Raw genomic sequence first — 21,687 nt, forward strand, 5'->3', positions numbered from 1 at the left:
ACACCCTTGTGTGAGTTTTTTCGCTTTTTCGGACAGCCCAGGCGGATGATCGGTGGAGCGGGACGGATGAGGAAGCTGTCCATCTCCCCCCAACCCGCTTATTCCGGAATCCCCGTCGGCCTTCGGAAGAGGCGGATTCCCAGCCCCACACCGATGAGGGCAATGACCAGCACCTGGAGGACCGTCTGCGCCTGAAGGTCGAAGAAGGCCGGGCTGCCCTCCGGAACCGGTCCACCCAGCAGCAACGCGTCCCGCAGGCCGATCGCGACCGCTTGCAGCTGCCCACTCTCCCGATAAGGGGCCACGTAGGGGGCCAGGTTCGCGCCGACCGCGGCGATCACCGGTACCTCCGGGGAGAGAACTCCCTGTGTCTGCTGAATCCATCCCCGCAAGACATCCGGCGATCCAGTGATCAGAACCACCAGATTCACCCGGGCGGCCAGGGGATCTTCCCCGAAATCCCGGGCTATGGGGAGCCCCTGCAGGGGCTGCCCCCGATAATCCATCCCCAGCTGGCGGAGGGGACGAGTGAGGAGACGAGCGACGCCCACTTCCTGACCCGGATAGTAGCCCAGATGGGCCACCCGCTCGCCGTAATCCGGGCGCGCCTGAATCGCCTGAGCGGCTTGAGCCGCTCCCCATGGGGAGAGGCTCACGGTCAGCACGCGAACCCCCCGGGCAGCGAGCCGCTCGAGGATCCGCTGGAGATAAGGCTCCAGCTCTGCCGCGCGATCCGGCCCGTAATCCACCGCGACCAGGGCGATGCCTCCGGCGGGCGCTTGATCCAGACGGGCCAGGAAATCCACGGGAGGCATCAGGAGAGCCGGCTGGAAGAAGGGCAGCGGCCAGTAGAGCCCCAGGATCAACGCGCCGATGAGAAGCGCGAAGAGCAGCCAGCGCTCCAGCGCGGCAACCAGGCCGGCGGGGGCAGGCTCCACCGCTCGCTCCCCGGGCAGGAACGCCAAGCCCTGATCCAGCAGGCTCCGCCACGCCTGGGCCCGCGTGAGAAGCTCAGGAGGCGGTTGGGATCGAAGCCGGGCCGCCGGCCCGTGGATCTCGAACAGCCGCACGTTCAACGGCAACACATCCACCAGACCCGCCAGCGGTCCTCGGGTCTCCACAACCGCCGGTTCGATCGTTGGGATTGCTTCAGAGGGAGCCGGGGCCTCTTCTTCGGGCACCGGCCGAAGGGCCTGGAGCCATTCCGGCATTTCGGCAAGCACCGCCTCCAGATCGGTGAAGGGAGGGGCTTCAGCAGGGGCTTCCGCGGGAGGCTCTGCCTGGATCAGGAAAACGCCTGCCTGCGTTGGCAGGGCCTCTTCTAAAGGAATCTCCTCCGCAGTTAGAGGGCTTTCCTCCAGCTTCCATGCCTCAAAAGGCTCATGGGGCACTTCCGGGATGGCTTCTTTCGATTCCTCCGACCACCCTGGGATCTCCTCCGCTTCCAGCTCAAACGGAAACCCTGCCTCGCTTTCTTCCGTCCGTTCTGGAGGGATTTCAACAAAAGGACCGACTTGGGACGGCGTGGGGACCTCCCCTCCCAGTTCCAGAGGCCATTCGATAAACGGCGCAGTTCCTAATGGGGACGCCTCAGGGCCCTGTTCCGGGGCCTCGCCAGGCATCTCCAGCCATGGGAAAGGAGGCTCCTCGCCTTCCTGAATGGGCGGAACGCCCGGAGATGGAAAAGATCCCGCTTCCTCCTCCGTGCTCTCTGTCCCAGACCATAGTTCCGAGATCTCCAGCGGAGCGCCTTCAAAAGGAGGAGAGATGGAAACCTCCTCCGAGGAACCCTCTGGTTCGAACACGGAGGGGATCTCCTCCACTGCTGGCGCCCACGGGATGGGCTCCGACACAGGCGAGGCAGGTTTCTCTTCCTCCAGCCATTCCCACGGCGCGGGAAGAGGAGCCTCCGCGCCGGGCGATTTTTCTCCCTCAGCAGGATGGGGAGGAACCCTTTCTTCCTCCACGCCAGCGATGCCGGCCTCAGCGGGCGTGGCCTCTGGAGCGGGAGGCCAGGCCTCCGATGGGATCTCCGGGAAAAGCTCCTCCAGCGCCGCGACCCAATCCATCCCAACCTCTACGGTTTCAGGAACCTCTTCCTTTGAAGGTCCCTCCGCCCCCCCCATCCCTTCGGACTCCAGGCGGGCACCGCATTGCGCACAGAAGATCACCCCGCTGGGATTCCGATAGCCGCAGACCGGGCACGGGACTCCCTCCTCTATGGAGACAGAAGTCAGGCTGGCTCCGCACTCCTCGCAGGTCGCCTGATCATCCGGATTGGCAGCCCCACAAACTGGACAGGCTTTCATCCCCAACCTCCCCGGGTTCTGCCAGGGAATCTGCCCTCCTATCCGCGCCGCGGAGCAGCGCAGGGCGGAGGGAAAGATCCTTTCGTTGAAGATGGGCATACCTTCGGCGTGCCCGTCCCCGCCAACCGTTCGAAACAGAATTTCGTTTTATCGACCCAGCGGTCGGTCCATCCACAGGAAGACCCGCACCATGAAAGCCACTACGCCGATGGCCACTCCTATCAGGATCCCGCGGATCCCACCGGTGGCCAGTGGGGAGAGCAGCGCTTCATAGAAGGAACCGAACAGAGTGGGGAGAAGGGTTCCACCGGAATGGATGATGAGCACCGTGAGGACGCCGGCGACGAAGAGCGGGACATCAGCGGAACGGCGAGTGCGCGACAGGCGCCAGAGGGCCAGAACCATAAAGAAAGGCAGCAAAGCGCCTATGGAGGCCTCTAAGGGCAACAATCCATATCGATATATCCATCCGGTCCATGGCCCGGTGAGGCCATTCCCTCTAAGGCCGCCTTCTAAAAGGGAAAGCAGAAGGAACGCCAGCGCCGTGAGAGCCGCCACCAGGCTATACGGCCAGCCCTCGGCGCGCGCTCCCACCCGGTGAAAATGGGCCCCCAGAAAAGAGAGGAAGCCCACCACCGCTGCATAAGCCAGGAGAGTGGAACCCAGCTCGGTCAGAGCCTGACGAAAGGTCAGCTGAGGCCACCCATAGGGCAACAAGGTGATGATGATAAACAGGCTCAAAAGGCCCGCCGGCAACGCGCGTCGAACCATCCGTATCTCTCCTTTCCCTATCCTTCCAGGAGTGGAGCGGGGATGCCTCCGGGGCTTCGCTCAACCCACGCCCTCCGGGGACGATCAATGCAACCCCAGCCCCAGAGCCCCAAGCAACAGGAGCGCGATCAACAACCAACGGATCAGATCATGGGTCAGGAGGAGCGCCGATAGGCGCCCTGGGGTCTCCCCCGAAGAGGGCACCGCGAAAGCCTCCTCGCCAACGGCCAGGCGGGGGTCGAAGGGCCACAAGGCAGCGGCCCCGCCCGGATCGGGCATCGAAAACACGGAATGGGCTCCATATCGCTGACCGATCTCTCCCGCCAGCACCGCCTCCTCCCGAAACCGACCGCTCAATATGCTGGCCACCACCGGCTGCGTGCCCAGCAGCAGGGTGAGACCTGCCGCGTAAGCCATCGGGCTGGCGCCAGCCCACCACACCCGATCCGGGGGGATCGAAGCGCCATGGCGTAGAGCGGCATCCTGAAGCGCCCGCCGGGCATATAGCAGCGCCACCGGGTCCGCCACGGTCACGAAGGGGAAGATCTCCCCCGCTCCCCCTTCTCCGACTAGGCGCTCCAAGATCCGCCCCCCGCTCAGCGTCAATGCCGCATCCCGGTCGACCAACCCCCCGGAGCCCAGGGCGAGATGGAGCGGCTGCCCGGCCTCCAGCGCCCGCCCCACCTGTCGAGGGATCCTCCGAAACGGCTCCACGTCCCGGGGAGGGTTCGGGATCCGTCGCGCCATCCAGGCGGCCACGAGGGCCAACACCACGAAAACGGGAAGCATCCATCCGCTGATCATGGAAGCTCCTTCTGATGATCCTGAGCTCGGGAAGCGCCCTCCAGGCTCGCGATCCAGCGGGCGATCCGCTCAGGCCCCAACCACGGGCACAGCAACCATAATCCCTGGGCCAGAGGGAAGCGGAGCGGCGCCATGGCCTCTAGGATCCAGTCGAAATCCATTGGACAGGCCCTCTCCTCATACCGGGTGCTTTCCGGCTTTTTCATCCGCTGCGCCACCTGGATGCCCCTTCAATTAAGGATCCTCGAGGGTAGAATAGCGGCAAAGCTGCCCACTCACCCTCTGGTTTTAAATCAGACGATCCAGCGATTTGCCTTGTCTTGAGTATAAGAGTTTTGACACCTGCCCACAACTGGCCAAGCGGCGATCCGCTCCTGGTCAAGCGAGGGCAGCGCCCGGCACCGGGATCCGGCTCACGATCTCGGTGAGGATCTGCTCCGGGGTGACATCCCGCATCCGGGCTTCCGGGTTCAGGATCAGACGGTGGGCCAGGCATGGCTGAACCAGCGCCTTCACATCATCCGGGAGCACATATTCTCGCCCCCGCAGCACCGCGCGGGCCTGCGCCGTTCGGAACAGCGCCAGAGCGCCCCGCGGGCTGGCGCCCAGATAGATATCCGGGTGCTCTCGCGTCCGTTCCACGATCTCCAGCAGATATCCTTTTACCTCCGCAGACACATAGACGCCGCGGATCTCCTCCTGAGCCCGACGCAGCTCCTCCAGCTGCACCACCTGCTCCAGCGTCTCGATCGGATGGCGGAACTGCTGGGCTTCCAGGATCGCCAGCTCGTCTTTTCGAGAGGGATAGCCCAGATGGATACGCAACATGAAACGATCCAGCTCCGCCTCCGGTAGCGAGAACGTCCCTTCGTATTCAATGGGATTCTGGGTGGCCAGCACCAGGAAAGGCTGGGGAAGCGCATAGGTCACGCCGTCCACGCTGACCTGACGCTCCTCCATCGCTTCGAGCAACGCCGCCTGGGTCTTCGGGGTGGCCCGATTGATCTCATCCGCCAGGACGATGTTCGCCATAATCGGCCCAGGACGGAATTCAAAGGAACGGGTTCCGGGATTAAATATGGAAACACCGGTGATGTCGCTGGGAAGCATATCCGGGGTGAACTGAATTCGACGAAAGATCCCCCCGATGGAGCGGGCGATAGCTTTGGCCAGCATCGTTTTCCCTACCCCGGGCACATCCTCGATCAGAAGATGGCCCTGAGCCAGCAAACCGATCACCGCCAGCTCAACCGCATCCCGCTTCCCGAAAATCACCCGCTCGATGTTCTCGACCAAACGGCGGGCGACATCCTGAGCGAACACAGTCATTCCAGAACCTCCCGTGAGAACAGCATGTCTTTTCCTCCCCATAGCCCTATATCCCACCTCTCCGATAGGGGCCGAACGGCATATGTCCCGCCGGTTTTCCAAACCGGCCCCTCGGATGTCTCACGGATGCTTGGCCATGGGTGGGACCCCGTCCGCCCGCTGAGTCGAAACCCAACGCGCGGAGGTAGCACGCTGTGCTTCTACCTCTATCGACTTAGAGCCGTAACCTTCTGCACGGGCAATGGCTCGGGGACGCGCCCAGGCTACGGGTTCACCGGTGATGATGGCGGCGTCGGCGAGGGCAAGGGTGAACGCGGCAAGGGAACCGTCGCCGTCGGCGCTGGGGTGGGCGCCCTGTATTCTGAACCCCCACTCCAGGGAGTAGCGGTCGGAAGCTCCAGCGGACCAAAGGGTCCGGGTTCTGAGCCTGTCCCTTGAGAAGGAGACACCCGGGAGGTCGGAGTGGGCGCGGCCGGCGGGAGTTGCTCTCGGCCCGGCATCGTCGGGGTGGGGGAAGAAGGGCGAACCTCAATGATGATCCATGGGGTCCCCACCGGCGCGGGGGCCGCGCGGTCGATCGCCGCCGACGCTTCCTTCCCGATGGAGAGCCAGACAGACATCGCCATCGCAAGGGCGAGCATCAGCCCGAACCCCCCTCCTGCCGCCAGCGCGCGATGCCAGCCCTTGAGCGGACCTGGGAGGGTGGCCCATGTGAGGGCCACCCCCGCCAGGGTGAAGAGAGGGCCCTTCCCCACATGAGCGGCCGGATTGGGGATATCTGGGGAAATCGCTCGCCAGGCAACTACCCATTCCCCTATGGCCCCGATCGCGGCGATCAGTGCCAGGCCTGCCAGAACCCGATATGCCCCTACCGTTTCACCAGCCGCCCATGGCAGCAACAAAGCGGGCACTCCGACCAAGAGGACGAGCACCCCCCAGGGATCCAGACCGCGGGTTTCCGGGGATACGCCCCACGGTAACATCGCCCCCAGCAAGATCAGCGCGGGGCCCAGCATCTGCACTCCGGGCGGCAAGCTTTTCTCTTCTTTGGAGCCCACGGCGGTCCCTCCGGGGATGGCGCCTCTTCCAGCCCGCTCCTTACCCAATATATCGCACCTCAAACGCTTTTAAAAAACCCAACGACGGAGGGGATTTCGGGTGACGTTTGTCCGCAGCGGTCTCTATCCCCATGGGAGATCTGCTTTCCCGGGCCGAATGGAGCCCGAACCGTTGGCGGATTGCTTCTCCACAATCAGCGTTTTGAGATAGAGGGTTTCCGGAATCTGGAGGATCCATGGGTGATCGAGAGGTTGATAGGTCACATCGCGCACCCTTAGGCGGCAGCCCACATCGGAGGCCGCCAGGCGGACGGCCTCGATGAGATCCTCCAGACGGATCCAGTAAGCGCATGACGAAAAGAATAGTCCTCCACCATCCTTCAACAGGCCCAGGGCCAGGCGAGCCATCTCCACAAACCGGCGTCGCACCCCCCGCTCCCACTCGACGCGACGCTTCACCATCGCCGGGGGATCCAGCACCACCCAGTCGAAGCGACGGCCCTCGGCGAGCAGCGCCCCCATCATCTCCAGCGCATCCCCCAGGCGGACAGTGACGCGGTCCGCCAGGCCGTTACGGAAGGCGTTCCGCTCCACCTGCCCCAGCGCCCATGGATCTTTATCGATCACCACAGCCGTAGCGCCCGCAGCCGCTGCGTGAAGCGCAAAGGGCCCGATATAGCCGTAAACATCCAGCACCTGATCGCCCGGCCGAACCCATCCTCGCAATCGCCGCCGGTTGTCCCGCTGGTCCAGGTAAAACCCGGTCTTTTGCCCTCGCACCACGCTGGTTTCGAAAACCAGCCCATCCTCCAGGACCTCGATCGGATCCGGCGCCTCCCCCCACAGGAGCCCTGTGCGGGCCTCGAGCCCCTCATCCTCCCGGGCCTCCACATCGCTGCGCTCGTAAATCCCACGGGGGGCAAACAATTCCCGCAGGGCCTCCACAATGCTTTCCCGCCAGCGCTCCATCCCCATGTTCCGGATCTGCACCACCAGCACTTCGCCGTATCGGTCCACAATGAGGCCAGGAAGGTTATCCGCTTCCCCATGGACCAGACGCACCGCATTGGTCCCACGGACCTCCCGCCGGCGGGCCGCCGCATCCATCAGGCGTCGACGGAACCATCCAGCATCGAGGCGCTCTTCGCTCCGGGTGAGCATCCGTATCGGGATCGAGGCGCCCGGGTTGTAAAACGCCTGCCCGATCATGGCCCCAGAGGAATCCCGGACGAGGACGATCGCTCCAGGCTCCGGATCACCCTGGACGTCCGCGATGTCATCGTGGAAAGCCCAGGGATAGAAATTGCGAAGCTTGCGCCCAGCATTCGGTTTCAGAATCACACTCGGCCTCATGGAGATCCCCTCCTGAGGGCCAGAGGATTATTCCCCACCCCCTGCTCTCCCGATCGGATCCCGACGACATCAGCATGGATCGGATCTCAGGCGAAAGAGGTTGCGGTGAGGGGGAGAAATCGGAGTGAGGGATTGAACCGCCCCGCCGCCCATTTCCCCAAACCCCGTCCTCTTGGGGGGACAACAGGGTGTAGACAGGTCTAAGCCATATCCCGCCGACCCACAGAGACAATGAAGGTCTCCAGCGCCACTACGTCGGGAACCTGACCTGTCTTGATGGCCACATCCAGCTCGGCGAGGCTTCGATAGAAAGCCTCCAGTTGCGGCAAAGAGAACGCCACGACCGCCTCGGCGATTTTGCGAGCCGCATACGGATGAAGACCCAACCGATTTCCCGCCTCCGCAGGTGAGAGACCTTTCTCCAGCTGCTCCTTCATCAGGAGCATGAGTCGAAACTGACGAACGATCATGCCGAACAGACCCAACGGATGCTCCCCTTCCCCAAGCAGCCGATGCAGGGCCGTTAGGGCCCGGCGCACATCCCGACGACCCAGCGCCTCCGTCAGTTCGAACAGGCTGATGGGCGCCGCATACGGCACCAGCCGCTCCACATCCTGGGGCATCACCGGCCGACCGGCCGCCCAGGCCACCAGCTTCTGGATTTCTTGATCCAGAAGACGCGGGTCCGTGAGAAGGGCTGCCAGGGCTGAGGCGGCCTGGGGCGTAAAAGTTCCACCATAGCGTTGGGCCCGAGCCATCACCCATTCCGGCAATGCCCGGGGGGAGGGAAGGGGGAAATGTCGCGCCTCCCCCTGATCAGGATGAGCCGCGATCCAGCGTAACAGGGGATGGTCCTCCAGGAGCGTCCGGGGCTCGATCAGGACAAGCATGGTGGTTGGGGGAACAGCGGACAGCGCCTCCAGGAAGGCGGGCTCCTCCCGGGCCCGACGGCGCTCCCGCGTGAACAGGCCCTCGACGATGACCAGACGACAGGCGGCCAGGAAGGGCATAACAGCGCATGCCGCCTGCAATTCGTCGGGGCTCACCCGCCGCCCGTCCAGGATTACGACATTCATCGATTGAGCGGCGGCGTCCCCTACGGACCCCCGGAGTTCCGTCAACGCTTCTTCGATTTCGAGCTCGTTCTCCCCGTGTAGAACGATGACCATATAAAACGCCTCATCAGGCGGCTACCTGGAAACGGATCATTCGAAGAAGCCAGCGGAAGACCTGCGGGAAGCAAGCCGGGTTGCCGATTCACCCCCCACGTGTCTCCACAAAATATCCATGAACCCATCCGCCTGGGAGCGCCCGCACCCCCACGATCTCCAGATCTCCCGGATCCGCTCGGGTGGTCACGTGGGTCTGCAACCATGGACCCAGAGGCTGGGCCGCGATGAGGGCCAGCACGGTCGCCAGGATCACCAGCGGCAACACATCCCGACGTCGACGATGAGGAACCAGCCCCAGCGCCAGAAAGGCGGTCAGGCCTGCGGTGGTGCCGGACGCCACATAGTTCGTCCCACATCCGGGATGGATCGCCCAGTGATGCTCGCCCCGTCGCAACCGCTCCAGGGCTTCCCGCGATGCCGCCGCCACCGCTTCCAGGGGCACGTTCCCGTAAATGTAGAACCCGAAGGGCGTGGAGCGGCCCGCCATCGGCCGGCCAGGGAACTGCTGGCTCAGCAGATGGATTGTGGCATGCTCCAGCGCGTGGTTGCGTCGAATCCGTCGCACAGGGGTCCAATCCAGAAGAGACATCGATTCCTCCCTCGGTCGAATAGAGATCATTCCGAGACATCGAACACCAGCGCGCGCGTCTTATGGCTTCACGGGCCGTGCCACCACAATCAGGCGATGGGTGTTGGTATGAGCAGGCCAGCATGTGACCAGGGTTAACCGCTCATCGGGTGTGGGCAGAACCCATTGCAGGTTGCGTTGTCGGACCTCCAGCGGCTGGTCCTTCTCCGGGAGGATATGCATCGCCTCCACCTGATAAAAATAGGTTTGCCGCCGGGTTTCCAGGCGGATGAGATCCCCGGGGCGCAGGCGATGAAGGTTCGCAAAAACCTTCCCATAGATATTGTGATGACCGATCAGGACCACATTGCCTGGCTGGCCGGGATAGGCAGAGGTGATCAGCCAGCCGGCGGCGAACTCATCGGGCGGCGCCCAGGTGATCCATTCCTGCTCTCCTTCTCGGATCGTCGTCAGCCCTACCGGGATGACCGGGGCGTCCAACTGGATCGCTGGAATCCCCAGGCGAAGGGGAGGATCCTCCTCGGCGGTCCCCGCCGATACGGGCGGGGATGGCACAGCGATGGGCCGGGGGGCGTCCATGGGATCAGGGGACGAGAGGCGTGGTGCCGGCATAGCGGAGGAAATGGGCTCGGGCACCTGTTCGATGGAAGATGGAGAAGCAACCCGCGTCTGCCCGGCGAGCCCGATGCCCCCCACCCAGGCCGCCAGACCAGCCCCCACCAGGATCCCACTTAATCTGCGGAGAAGCCTGCCGTAGCCTTCGGCCATGGCGCTTGTTCCAGGTAACGCTCGATCATGGTCAGCAACGTCTCATTGTAGAACGCCATGATCGCCCGATGGACCTCATGCCAGTGCTCTGGAGAGCCGCCCATCTCCACCATCCGGAACACACTCTCCAGGAGATAGCCCCCGAAATGCAGAAAAGCCCGCAACAGATCCCCCAACGCTAACCCTGCAGCGACAGCCTGCTCCGCATAACGTGCTCCAACGCGCTGCGGGCGCCGGGGATCGCGATCGTGGATATAGGCCTGAAGCTCCTCCAGCAATTGGTAACACGTGGCCTGGAAAGCCGAGGCGATCTCCCCCCGTATCCGCTCAAACCAGGGAGCCTGGGGGCCGGCTCCGCGGGTGAGCTCAAGACGGAGCTGGCCCAGGGTATAGGCAATCAGCATCCGCACCCCAGGCTCCGCCCCATGCGCTCGCAGCCATGCTTCCAGATCCTGACGGGCGAACCGTCGATGCCCCCCTGCCGTCCGACGAGAGGGAATCCGCCCCGCATCCGCCCAGGCCCGAAGGGTTGCTGGATGCACGCCCAACATCGCGGCCGCTGCCTTGAGGGAGAGCCACTCCCCCGCATCCCTCGCAGGATCCTTCGTCCTTCGTTTTGCCATTCGCCGCATCCCTCCCTTTTCAGAAGTGGGTGCCCGGTGCGAGCCCAAAGCCCTCAGGAAGCTCTACAACCGAGAAGGGGCAACCGCCTGCCGGAGATAGGCCTCGATGAATTCATCCAGCTCCCCGTCCAGTACCCGTTCGACCTGGCTGGTTTCATAGTCCGTGCGATGATCCTTCACCAGCTGGTAGGGATGCAGGACATAGGACCGGATCTGATTCCCCCACTCGGCGCTCACGTGCTCCCCCTTCAGAGCAGCGATCTCCGCCCGTCGCTTCTGCTCCTCCAGCTCCGCCAAGCGAGCCTTCAGGATCTTCAACGCGGTCTCTTTGTTCTGCATCTGGCTTCGCTCGTTCTGACACGAGACCACGATCCCGGTTGGGATATGCCGGATGCGGACCGCGGTCTCATTCTTTTGCATGTGCTGACCGCCCGCCGTGGAAGCCCGGAAAGTCTCGACGATGATATCCTCTGGACGGATGATGATCTCCGGGCTCTCCCCGATATCCGGCCACACCTCAACCAGGGCGAACGAGGTGTGGCGGCGGTGAGCCGCATCGAAGGGGGAGATGCGGACCAGCCGGTGGACCCCCTTTTCGGCTTTCAGATAACCGTAGGCGTAAGGGCCCTTCACCAGAACCGTGGCGCTCTTGATGCCCGCCTCCTCACCGTCCACCTTGTCCAGCAGTTCCGACTCCCATCCGCGGCGTTCGGCCCACCGGAGATACATGCGCAACAACATCTCCGCCCAATCCTGAGCATCGGTCCCCCCCGCTCCGGCGTGGATGGCCAGGATCGCATCGTTTCGATCGTAGGGGCCGGACATCCATACCTCGAATTGATGGCGCCGGACCTCCTCTTCCAGGGCGCTGATCTCCCGTTCCAGATCCGCTGTCAGGGCTTCCTCTCCTTCCGCCTCCGCCAGATCCAGCAGCTCCCGGGCTTCCTGGATCCGATGGCGCAGGCGGAGCCAGCTTTCCACTTCCTCTTTCAGCCGGCCCAGTCGCTTCATCAGCTCCTGAGCCCGGGCCGGCTGATCCCAGAGGTCCGGCCGCGCGGCTTCCTCTTCCAACTTCTGGATCTCCAGCTGCTTCTTCGGGATGTCAAAGACGGTCCAGAAGATCCTCCAGGGTCAGCGTCAACGTCTCCAGCCGTTCCCGCAACTCACTCATGGATCCCTCCTCAGTTTGCAAAAGTTCCATCGAACAATCCGTCCACAAAGGCATCCGCATCAAACGGCAGCAGATCCTCAAGCCCCTCCCCAACCCCGACGAACCGCACCGGCAGGCCCAACTCCCGTGCGATGGCGAAAACGGCCCCGCCCTTGGCTGTTCCGTCCAATTTGGTGAGGATCAGACCCGTGACGCCCACCGTCTGATGGAACTCCCGGGCCTGCGGGAGGGCGTTCTGACCGGTGGTCGCGTCCAGCACCAGCCAGACCTCGTGGGGAGCGTCCGGGATCACCTTCGCGGCGACGTTCCGAACTTTCTTCAACTCCTGCATCAGATTGTATTTGGTGTGAAGCCGCCCCGCGGTGTCCGCAAGGACGAGGTCATAGCCCCGGGCCCGGGCGGCCTGCAAGGTATCAAAGAGCACCGCTCCGGGGTCGGCCCCGGGCTGGCCGCTAATGCAGGGCACTCCGGCCCGCTCCGCCCAGATCTCCAGCTGCTCCCCGGCTGCGGCCCGGAAGGTGTCCGCCGCCGCCAGCAATACCCGTCGGCCCTGCCGCTGGAACTGATACGCCAGCTTGGCGACCGTGGTGGTTTTCCCGGAACCGTTCACCCCCACAACCAGCACCACCTCCAGCGGCCTCCGGCCCAGGTTCAGCGGTGGAGGATCCCCCAGGATCGCCCGCAGCTCCTGTTTCAGCAACGTCCGGAGGGAATCCGCCCGGGTGATCCCCTCCCGGCGAACCCGCTCCCGCAGGCGATCCATGAGCTCCATCGTCACCCGGACCCCCACGTCCGCCTGGATCAGCGCCGCCTCCAGGTCCTCCCACAGGGCCTCGGTGATCTCGGTCGCCCCCAACAGCTGGGCGATCCGACCGAAGGCCGCCTGGCGCGTCCGCGCCAGGCCATCCCGCAATGATTGAAGCACCCCGCGCATGAAGGATTTTCGCTCCGTGCTGGGCTCAGGTATGAATTATAAACCGGACCGCTGAAAGCTTCCCGGCGGGAACTTTCCCTTCCCGCAGCGCTCTGGATGGGGATTTACGGCCATTTCCCAAGAAATCCCGAGGGGTCGTATGATCAAAGCGTTCGCTCATAGCGAAGGCCTTTCCCGCGGTCCTTCCGGCCGCCGGACTTTTGCCGGAGGATGTTCGAAGGCTTAGGGCCATTCGTCTGTTCCTTCCGACGAACCGGGATCCGGAAGGCATAACCGGACGAAGCGATCATAAGAAATTGAAAACGCCTATGCGCACTGCAGGAACCTCCCGAAACAGACTCTGGGGAATCGGGTTGAACGCGCTGGCCGCCTGTGGCGCGCTGTTCCTGGCGATGTGGGCGCTGGATCGGATTCGACCGCTTCCTCCCCTGCCCACGCCTCGCCCCACTTCCACTCCCTTGCCCACGCCGACTCCCCGTCAACCCTTTACCTATACCATACAGCCTGGGGATACCCTTGGATCCATTGCCGCCCGCTTCGAGATCCCCCTGGATGCTCTGCTGGAGGCCAACCATTTGAGCGCCGAAACCACCATCTATCCTGGGCAGACCCTATGGATTCCCACGGGCAGTCCGGTTCCTCCCCTCAGCCCTCCGCCTCCGCCGACCTCCTCTTGGCCTTCCCCCCCGCCGGGCGGGGTTGATTTGCAGATTCTTGCAGTGAAAGCGCCCGGGGATCTGGCCGCAGAAGCGGTGGTCCTGGTGAACAAAGGGATCACACTGAGTCTGGCGGGATGGCAGATGGAGGATGAAGAGGGACATCGGTTTACGTTCCCGGCGCTGACGCTATGGACCGGAAGCGCCGTAACCATCCATACGCGCGGAGGAGCGAACACCGCCACGGATCTTTACTGGGGTCGGACGGAAGCCGTGTGGCGGCCTGGCGAACGAGGCGTTCTGAAAGATGCGGAGGGCCGACCGGTGCTGGAGTTTCGCGTCCCCGGGTCTCCATAGAGCAGGGAGCAGGCGCCCACGGAGTCCGATGGTGCCCTGTTCCCTTTCCCATGGCTTTGGGAGGACGCGTCCCATCCTCTCGATCCGAGCCTGAACGCGTTGCCTGCATCCGATTGCCTCAGGATTTCCCCTGACCATTATCCGCGGGGAATCGCCGTCCGACGCTCCAACGTCCGGACCAGGAGGGAGAGCAACAGGGTCATGGCTAAGTAGAGAAGGGCGACGGTATTGTAGACCTCAAAATACCGGAAAGTGCCCGCCGCCCGTTGACGACCCACATACATTAACTCGGGGACCGCGATCGCTGAGGCGAGGGCGGTATCCTTGAGCATCGCGATGAAGTCGTTCCCCAGCGGAGGCAACACATTCCGAATGGCCTGTGGAAGGATGACCAAGCGCATCGCCTGCCAGTAGGTCATGCCCAGACTGCGAGCCGCTTCCATCTGCCCCTTGGGGATCGACTCGATCCCCGCCCGGTAAACCTCAGCCAGATAGGCCCCGTAGCCAATTGCCAGGCCAGTGACGGCCCGCCCCATTTCGCTCCGGATCAAGCGGCCCAGCTGAATCAGTGGGGGTATCCCCCACGCTTGGCCTGCCCCGATCAGCGCGTCACCCACGGGAGGCGCGGCCACGAAGGCCACATAGAACAACACGACCAGCAGGGGGACCCCCCGGATGAATTCCACGTATAAGGTGCTCAAGTTGTAGAAGATCACATTTCGAGATACCCGACCCAGGCCGGCGATCAGACCCAGAATGAGAGCAATGGAATAGGCGATGACGGTTAATTGAAGAGTGACCGGGATTCCGCGAAACAGAAAGCGAACAGTGGCCTGATAGTCGGGAGAATACAGAATGGCCACCACGGTCCAGAGCCCAAATGTGCCCAGCAATACTGCCCACCAGGGCCATGTTCGCCAATTCCATCCAGCCCGTTGCGGAGGAGGAACGGAAGGCAACGTCGTCTGGGTCTCCACGGAGACCGCCATGTTCCAGGCTCCTGAAGGAGATTCAGGCTCAGCTCGCAACCCCAACGGGGGAAGGCCAGGCGGATTCATCGCAGGCGACCCGCCCGACCCCAGAGCCCCCATGGGCAAATCCGACGATCCGCCCAGCTATTGTGAAACAGAATGGGTCGCGAGATCGCCCGCGACCCATTCAGAGCAGCCATCCATTTTCCCAAACAATCTATTCCTGCTATTGCCCTGGCTTAAACTCGACAAACCACTTCCGATAGAGACGATCCAGTGTGCCGTTCTCCTTCAGGACCTTCAGGGCGGCGTTGAAGGGACCGACGAGATCGCTCCCCTTGGGGAAGCAGAGGCCCAGATCCTCGCTGGTGAAGGGCTGCCCAGCGATCTTGAGCTTGCCCGGGTTCTGGGCCATGAAACCATCGGCGGCTGGACTATCAATCACCACGGCATCCACATCCTTCGCCAGCAGCGCGCGCACTGCCAGGTCGAAGGTGTCATAGCGCTTCAGCTGCTTCGCCTCGTTCGCCACCAGCGTCTTGGCGGTCTCCTCATTGGTGGTTCCGATTTGCACCCCCACGATCTTGTCTTTCAGATCGTCCTTGCTCTTGATGCGCTCCTCATCGGCGCGCACCAGGACCACCTGGCCGTAGCGGAGGTAAGAGTCAGAGAAATCGAATTTCTTTTTGCGCTCCTCTGTGATGGTGATGCCAGAGGCAGCGAGGTCGAACTGCCTCTGCTCCAGGCCGGCAAAGATCCCCTCCCAAGCGGTGGAGACGATCACGGGCTTGCAGTTCAGCAGCTTGCAGATTTCATTCACCAGATCGACATCGAAACCCACGATCTCGTTCGTCTTCGGATCGGCGAATTCAAAAGGAGGGTAGGTGGTATCGCTGGCGATCTTCAACGTCCGCCCGCCCAGGTTGGGAAGCTGCGCAGCCGGAGCTGGAGTTGGAGTCAATGTGGCGGTTGGAGCTGGAGTCAGCGTGACGGCTGGAGTGCGAGTGGGGGCCGATGTTGCCCCAGGGACAGGAGTTGGAACCGGCGTGGCGGACGGCTGACACGCAACCGCCAGGAGCGCGAAGATCCAGATGCCCCACAGCAGGCGCCTCATGGTCTCCTCCTTAGTTAATTAACTCAGGGATAGGACTTGCGCCGTCGGGCTCCAATTCAGGAAAGCGGTGGCCCCAGGAGGAGGACCGCCGCGAAATCCCTAATGCATTCCGAGATATGCGGCCTGGACCTGAGGATTGTTCGCCAGCTCCTGGGCCGTTCCCTCCAGGACGATGCGACCGGTCTCCAGCACGTAGCCCCGGTGAGCCACCTGGAGGGCCATATGGGCATTCTGCTCGACCAGGAGGATGGTGGTGCCATGCTGGTTCAGCTGTCGGATGACCTCGAAGATGCTCTCCACGAGAATGGGGGCCAGGCCCATGGAAGGCTCATCCATCAGGAGAATACGCGGCTGCATCATCAGCGCCCGGGCGATGGCGAGCATCTGTTGCTCGCCCCCGGATAGGGTCCCGCCTTTCTGATGAAGGCGTTCCTTCAAGCGCGGGAAGATGGTGAACACAAACTCCATCCGCCTTGCCACTTCACGCCGATCCTTGACCGTATAAGCTCCCATCTCCAGGTTCTCCCAGACCGTCAGCTGAGGGAAGACCCGCCGCCCTTCCGGGACATGCCCCACACCTCGGGCCACGATTTCATGAGGGGGCAAATGGGTGATGTCTTCCCCATTCAGCAGCACGCGACCATGACGGGCGCGAACCAGCCCGGAGATCGTGCGGAGGGTGGTGCTCTTGCCTGCACCGTTGGCGCCGATCAGGGTAACGATCTCCCCCGGCTCGACTTTGAATGAGATCCCTTTCAGCGCATGGATGTGTCCATAATACGTATGGACATCGATAAGCTCCAGAACCGCCATTTCGCCCATTCCCGTATCTAAGATTGGAGTAGCCTCCTGGAGGCGATCGCGATTCGAGCTGATCTCCATGGGGCAAACCACTTCGGCGGTCTGCCCCCCGCTGAATCGCTATCCGAAGCCATCCGCTAACCGGAATGAGGAACCACCGGGTCCTGGGAAACTGGGAAATATAAGAGCAAAGAAATCCTCATGCCATCGCTCCGATCGCAACCCCTCGGCCCAGATACGCCTCGATGACCCGCGGGTTCCGTCGAACCTCCTCTGGGCTTCCCTCCGCGATCTTCTCCCCATAATCCAGCACGGTGACCCGCTCGGAGATCCCCATCACGACGCGCATCTGATGTTCGATCAGGATCACCGTGATACCCAGCTCATCCCGCAGACGTCGGATCAGCCGGGTGGTCTCGGCGGTCTCCTGAGGGTTCATACCGGCCGTGGGCTCGTCCAGCAGGATCAGCTTCGGGCGGGCCGCAAGGGCCCGGGCCAGCTCCACCTTGCGCTGCTCACCGTAAGGCAGGTTCTTGGCCAGCTCATCCGGCGAGGCCCGCAGCCCCACAAACCGGATCAGCCGCAGCGCCTCCTCCCGCAGCTCCCGTTCCTCCTCTCGAAAGCGAGAGGTTTGAAGCAGGATATCCACCGGGTTCGCACGAAATCGGGTATGCATGCCGACCAGGATGTTCTCCATCACCGTCATATTCCCAAACAGGCGGATGTTCTGAAAGGTTCGAGAGATGCCTCGAGCCGTGATCTGATCCGGCCGCAGCCCAACCAGGGAGCGCCCCTCGAATAGGATCTCCCCCTCATCCGGTTTATAGATCCCGGTGATGAGATTGAAGAGGGTGGTCTTACCGGCCCCGTTAGGCCCGATAATGCTTACGATACGGCCCGGTTCCAGGGTGAAATCCACCCGGTTCACCGCGACCAATCCCCCAAAGCGCTTGGTGATCTTCTTTAATTCAAGCAGGTAAGACATTCCCGCGCCTCCTGGCGCTGTGATCAACCATGCCCAATCCCTCTAATCCCTTGTCGGCTTGATCTCAGGGGCGGAGATCACCGGTGGAAGCTCCTCCTCCGCCGGCAGCCGCTCCAGTTCCGCAGGCTCTTCCCGACCCAGGGCCTCAGCCAGCTCCATGCGATGACGCCGCTCCGGGATGAGACCCTGCGGCCGCAAAATCATCATCAGGATCAAGAGGATCCCGAAGACCAGCCGCTCATATTTGGCGGGTTCCAACTGGGTTGGCCACTGGCTCAGCGGGAAGTTAATGATTGGAATCACCACCCCGGCCTGGCGTAACTTGTTCAGCATAAGCGACAGGCCCTTCAGGATCTGGAGGTTCAGGATGGTCACCACCGCGGCTCCCACAATGGCGCCGGGGATGCTTCCCATACCTCCCACGATCACCATCACCAAGACCCCGATCGATTCCATAAAGGTAAAGCTCTCGGGGTTGATAAAATATTGCTTCGCGGCGAAGATCATGCCCATCGCCCCGGCGAAAGAAGCGCCGGTGGCGAAGGCCGCCAGCTTCATCCGCACCAGGGGGATCCCCATGGCCTGGGCCGCCAGCTCATCTTCCCGGATGGCCGTCCAGGCCCGTCCCACCCACGAGTTTTCCAGGCGCCGGGTCAACCAGATGGCGAAGGCGATCACCAAAAGGACAAGGAAATAGAAATAGAGCGCATAAAGCGTGGGGTCATCCAGACGGATCCCCAGCGCATGCAGCCATGGCTTGAAGAACAGCGGAGGACGTTGAACCGGGCGGATCCCTTGCGGGCCATTGGTTAGATTGATCGGCTTGTCCAGGTTGTTGACGATCACCCGGATCACTTCACCAAAGGCCAGGGTGACAATTGCCAGATAATCTCCCCGCAATCGCAGCACCGGAAGCCCCAGCAGGATTCCGGTAAGCGCCGCCACCCCGACCGCCAGGAACAAGAACACAAAGAACCACTCCGGCTCCAACGGGAAGCGATTCGTCCCGAAGGCGATGTTCGCTTGGGGGGAGCCGAAGATCGCCCAAAGATACGCGCCGACGGCGTAGAAGGCCACATATCCCAGATCCAGGAGCCCGGCGAAACCCACCACAATGTTCAGGCCCAATGCCATCGCCGCGAAGATCCCTACCTGAGTGGCCACTTCCAGCAGGAATGTGTTCCGGATCCCCAGAAGGGGAAGGAGGACCAAGAGGATAGCCAGGCCCAGGATGGCTTTCACCACACCGGCCAGGGGGGCGTAATAAATTACCAGCAGGGAGCCCAGGAATGCCGCGAAGGCGAGAGCGGAGACCAGAGGATACCAGACCGCATCCCGCAGCCCCGGCTGGCTTAGCCCGTTCATAAGGAGAAGAGCAACCACAATGTAACCCAGCACGCCCACCAGATAGATCGAGCGTCCGTTCCGAATCTGAGTAATCCACTCCATGGTCTTGGCACGGAGCATCCCGCACCTCTTCGTCCCGGAAATGCGATCAGACAAGGCTTATGCGATCGGATCATGCCTTCTGGCCCACTTGCTCGCCAAGCAGGCCGGTCGGGCGGAACATCAAAATGAGGATGAGAATCAGGAACGCGAAGATATCCTTATACTCCGTCCCGAAAGCCCCGCCAGTGAACTGGGAAAGATACGCTCCCGCGAAGCCCTCCAGGACCCCCAGGACGATCCCGCCCAGCATGGCCCCGGTGATGTTGCCAATGCCGCCCAACACCGCAGCCGTGAAAGCTTTAATCCCGGGGATGAACCCCACATATGGATCGATCCGGCCGACCCGGATCCCAAACAGCACACCCGTTGCGCCGCCCAGGGCCCCGCCGATGAGGAAGGTCAGCATGATGATCCGATCCACATCTACGCCCATCAGGGCCGCCGTCGGCCGGTCCTGGGCCACCGCCCGGATCGCCCGACCCAGCCGAGTGGCGTTCACCACAAAGTTCAGCCCCGTCAGCATCAATAGAGATGCAATAATAATGAAGACCACCTTTGCCTGGATCTGCATCTGGATCGACTGGTCGGCGATCTGAAAAGAAGCGATGGGGATCTGCTGGTTCAGAACGGGGAAAGAAGGATAATTCCGATAGAACGCGTTGTTCAGCAATCCTTCAATTGCTCGAACGGCATCTTGAAGGAAGAACGAAACCCCGATGGCCGAGATCAGCGGCACCAGGCGAGGTGCACCCCGCAACGGCCGGTAGGCGACCCGTTCGATCAGCACCGCCAGCAGCCCGCTACCAGCCATCCCGGCCGCCACCGCCAACAGGATCCCGACCATGATCAGCATCAGAGGCGCAGTAGATGGGATCGCCAGCGCGAGCATCAACTCCACACCGATGAAGGCCCCGACCATGAAGATCTCGCTATGGGCGAAGTTGATGAACTGCAGCACCCCATAGACCATGGTGTAACCCAGGGCGATCATTGCATATAGGAAGCCGATCACCAGGCCATCGATGGCCACCTGGGGCAGCGTGCGAACAACGAACTGGAGGAGGGTCATCCCTCCGGTCACGGGGCGGTTGAAGAGAACAGCCAGGAATAGGATGATCGAACCGATAACGATGAGGCTGATCGTGACGAAGACGAAAAGCTGGATCAGCGGGACCACCAGTGCCTGATACAGGAGGGATTCGGAGAGTTTGCTTCGCATTTCTCCCGACTCGCCCTCAGAATTTCTTACGGTCCCCATAAACACCGGGTGGGGAGGCCAGGAGATCCTCCCCACCCGGGCTTGATCCCCCGATTACTTCACACCGCACTTCGCCTTCAGCTCCGGCGTGAAGGGCGGCGGCGCCAGCTCCAGGGTCTTCACCAGCTGGTTATTGCCCCAATCCTCCGGCTTCCCGGAGACCACTTTGATCACGAAATACTTGGCCTTCACCGGGTCGCCCCGCTCATCGAACGTGATCACGCCCGTGATCCCCTGGAAGTCCTTGGTGGCCCGCACTTTCTGCGCCACCGCCTTGCGGCTGGGCTTCTGACCCCCCGCCTCGTTGATGGCTGCCTCAATGGCCTTCAACACAATGGCGGTGGCATCGTAGGCCTGGGCCGAGAACGGCTCAGGATCCTTTCCGAACTTGGCCTTGTAATCCTGAATAAACTTCTTAGCTCCCTCATAGACCGTCGGCGGCGCCGCCACGCTCGTGTAATACATGCCCACCACGGCATCCCCGGCGATCTTCGCCAGCTCCGAGGAGTCCATTCCGTCCGGCCCCAGGAAGATCGCCTTCACCCCCTTCTCCCGGGCCTGCTTGAAGAAGACGCCCGCCTGATCGTAGATGCCGCCGAAGTAGATCAGCTCGGGGTTCGCTGCCTGGATCGCCGTGATCAGCGGGTCGAAGTTGGCCTTCTCCTCGGTCCCCTCGAAGCCCAGGACTTTGCCGCCGAGCTCCTCGAAGCGCTTCTTGAAGAACTCCGCCACGCCCTGGCCATAGGTCGTCTTGTCGTGGATCACGAAGGCGGTCTTGACCTTGAGCTCGTTGAAGGCGAACTCCGCGCCCACCGCCCCCTGCACATCATCACGGCCACAGACCCGATTCACCACCAGATAGCCACGGTCCGTGATGCAGGGGTTCGTGTTCGCGGGCGAGACCATCACCAGGTCGTAATCCTTGTAGGTCTCCGAAGAGGGGATCGCCACGCCGGAGTTGAGGTGGCCGATCACCGCCAGGATATCGGGATCGTTGACCAGCTGCTTGGCATTGGCCACCCCCACATCCGGCTTGGCCTGATCATCGAAGGGCACCAGCTCCACCTTAAAACCGAGGGCCTCAATGGGGCCTTTCAGCTGCTCGATCGCCAGCTGGGCACCATTCTTAATGCCCTCCCCCAGAGCCGCCTGACCACCCGAGAGCGGGCTCTGGGTGGCGATCTTAATGGTGCCCTTCACCGCCGGGGTAGGAGA

General features: G+C 62.5%; 21 protein-coding genes. 1 reads left to right on the plus strand and 20 read right to left on the minus strand.

Annotated features, from left to right (window positions below):
- Window positions 1-98: 98 nt before the first annotated feature.
- The 13 genes from VAE54_RS11920 to ftsY all read right to left on the minus strand — a co-directional run bounded on the left by VAE54_RS11920 (window position 99) and on the right by ftsY (window position 12,881).
- A complete protein-coding gene (locus VAE54_RS11920; protein ID WP_322802190.1) occupies window positions 99-2,309 on the minus strand; it encodes a zinc ribbon domain-containing protein in 2,211 nt (736 codons plus the stop codon).
- A gap of 147 nt (window positions 2,310-2,456) precedes the next feature.
- Window positions 2,457-3,080, minus strand: a complete 624-nt coding sequence (locus VAE54_RS11925) for a hypothetical protein (protein ID WP_322802191.1) — start codon at window positions 3,078-3,080, stop codon at window positions 2,457-2,459.
- A gap of 84 nt (window positions 3,081-3,164) precedes the next feature.
- The gene (locus VAE54_RS11930; protein ID WP_322802192.1) at window positions 3,165-3,884 is read right to left on the minus strand and encodes a DUF6754 domain-containing protein; all 720 of its coding nucleotides are present in this window, start codon (window positions 3,882-3,884) and stop codon (window positions 3,165-3,167) included.
- On the minus strand, window positions 3,881-4,090 hold the full coding sequence (locus VAE54_RS11935) for a hypothetical protein (protein WP_322802193.1): 210 nt from the start codon (window positions 4,088-4,090) through the stop codon (window positions 3,881-3,883). Before VAE54_RS11935 ends, VAE54_RS11930 begins: the two co-directional genes overlap by 4 nt.
- Window positions 4,091-4,262: 172 nt before the next feature.
- Complete coding sequence (locus tag VAE54_RS11940) at window positions 4,263-5,213, minus strand: MoxR family ATPase (RefSeq protein WP_322802194.1); 951 nt, start codon at window positions 5,211-5,213, stop codon at window positions 4,263-4,265.
- 263 nt (window positions 5,214-5,476) lie between these two features.
- Window positions 5,477-6,271: a hypothetical protein gene (locus VAE54_RS11945; RefSeq protein WP_322802195.1), complete on the minus strand. Its 795-nt coding sequence runs from the start codon at window positions 6,269-6,271 to the stop codon at window positions 5,477-5,479.
- 123 nt (window positions 6,272-6,394) lie between these two features.
- Entirely contained in the window at window positions 6,395-7,624 is a 1,230-nt protein-coding gene (locus VAE54_RS11950) for a class I SAM-dependent rRNA methyltransferase (protein ID WP_322802196.1), read from the minus strand.
- Window positions 7,625-7,824: 200 nt separating this feature from the next.
- Entirely contained in the window at window positions 7,825-8,793 is a 969-nt protein-coding gene (gene holA, locus VAE54_RS11955) for a DNA polymerase III subunit delta (protein ID WP_322802197.1), read from the minus strand.
- Between the two features lie 88 nt (window positions 8,794-8,881).
- A complete protein-coding gene (locus tag VAE54_RS11960; protein ID WP_322802198.1) occupies window positions 8,882-9,385 on the minus strand; it encodes a DUF6391 domain-containing protein in 504 nt (167 codons plus the stop codon).
- 60 nt (window positions 9,386-9,445) lie between these two features.
- On the minus strand, window positions 9,446-10,153 hold the full coding sequence (locus tag VAE54_RS11965) for a sortase (protein ID WP_322802199.1): 708 nt from the start codon (window positions 10,151-10,153) through the stop codon (window positions 9,446-9,448).
- Window positions 10,117-10,776, minus strand: coding sequence for a helix-turn-helix domain-containing protein (locus VAE54_RS11970; protein ID WP_322802200.1), 660 nt, complete (start codon window positions 10,774-10,776; stop codon window positions 10,117-10,119). Before VAE54_RS11970 ends, VAE54_RS11965 begins: the two co-directional genes overlap by 37 nt.
- A 63-nt stretch (window positions 10,777-10,839) precedes the next feature.
- A protein-coding gene (gene prfB, locus VAE54_RS11975; RefSeq protein ID WP_322802201.1) for a peptide chain release factor 2 occupies window positions 10,840-11,947 on the minus strand; the annotation gives its coding sequence in 2 pieces (ribosomal slippage) (window positions 10,840-11,880 and window positions 11,882-11,947; 1,107 coding nt in all).
- Window positions 11,948-11,957: 10 nt separating this feature from the next.
- Window positions 11,958-12,881 (minus strand): signal recognition particle-docking protein FtsY, encoded by a 924-nt coding sequence (ftsY, locus tag VAE54_RS11980; protein ID WP_322802202.1) that lies wholly within the window; start codon window positions 12,879-12,881, stop codon window positions 11,958-11,960.
- A gap of 353 nt (window positions 12,882-13,234) precedes the next feature.
- On the opposite strand from ftsY, the gene VAE54_RS11985 reads away from it, so the two are divergent.
- Window positions 13,235-13,894 carry a LysM peptidoglycan-binding domain-containing protein gene (locus tag VAE54_RS11985; RefSeq protein ID WP_322802203.1) on the plus strand — a complete coding sequence of 220 codons (660 nt, stop codon included), beginning with the start codon at window positions 13,235-13,237 and terminating at the stop codon, window positions 13,892-13,894.
- 137 nt (window positions 13,895-14,031) lie between these two features.
- Here VAE54_RS11985 and VAE54_RS11990 read toward each other — a convergent pair whose 3' ends face one another.
- The 7 genes from VAE54_RS11990 to VAE54_RS12020 form a co-directional block, all read right to left on the minus strand.
- Window positions 14,032-14,883 carry an amino acid ABC transporter permease gene (locus VAE54_RS11990; RefSeq protein WP_322802204.1) on the minus strand — a complete coding sequence of 284 codons (852 nt, stop codon included), beginning with the start codon at window positions 14,881-14,883 and terminating at the stop codon, window positions 14,032-14,034.
- Window positions 14,884-15,091: 208 nt separating this feature from the next.
- Window positions 15,092-15,979 (minus strand): transporter substrate-binding domain-containing protein, encoded by an 888-nt coding sequence (locus tag VAE54_RS11995; RefSeq protein ID WP_322802205.1) that lies wholly within the window; start codon window positions 15,977-15,979, stop codon window positions 15,092-15,094.
- 99 nt (window positions 15,980-16,078) lie between these two features.
- The gene (locus VAE54_RS12000) at window positions 16,079-16,792 is read right to left on the minus strand and encodes an ABC transporter ATP-binding protein (RefSeq protein WP_322802206.1); all 714 of its coding nucleotides are present in this window, start codon (window positions 16,790-16,792) and stop codon (window positions 16,079-16,081) included.
- A 187-nt stretch (window positions 16,793-16,979) separates the two neighbouring features.
- The gene (locus tag VAE54_RS12005; protein ID WP_322802207.1) at window positions 16,980-17,765 is read right to left on the minus strand and encodes an ABC transporter ATP-binding protein; all 786 of its coding nucleotides are present in this window, start codon (window positions 17,763-17,765) and stop codon (window positions 16,980-16,982) included.
- Window positions 17,766-17,807: 42 nt separating this feature from the next.
- Window positions 17,808-19,232 (minus strand): branched-chain amino acid ABC transporter permease, encoded by a 1,425-nt coding sequence (locus tag VAE54_RS12010; RefSeq protein ID WP_322802208.1) that lies wholly within the window; start codon window positions 19,230-19,232, stop codon window positions 17,808-17,810.
- A 52-nt stretch (window positions 19,233-19,284) separates the two neighbouring features.
- The gene (locus VAE54_RS12015) at window positions 19,285-20,283 is read right to left on the minus strand and encodes a branched-chain amino acid ABC transporter permease (protein ID WP_416223803.1); all 999 of its coding nucleotides are present in this window, start codon (window positions 20,281-20,283) and stop codon (window positions 19,285-19,287) included.
- Between the two features lie 243 nt (window positions 20,284-20,526).
- Window positions 20,527-21,672, minus strand: a complete 1,146-nt coding sequence (locus tag VAE54_RS12020; RefSeq protein ID WP_416223804.1) for a branched-chain amino acid ABC transporter substrate-binding protein — start codon at window positions 21,670-21,672, stop codon at window positions 20,527-20,529.
- Between the last annotated feature and the right edge of the window lie 15 nt (window positions 21,673-21,687).

The sequence above is a fragment of the Thermoflexus sp. genome (assembly GCF_034432235.1).
In the GTDB taxonomy this organism is placed as follows: domain Bacteria; phylum Chloroflexota; class Anaerolineae; order Thermoflexales; family Thermoflexaceae; genus Thermoflexus.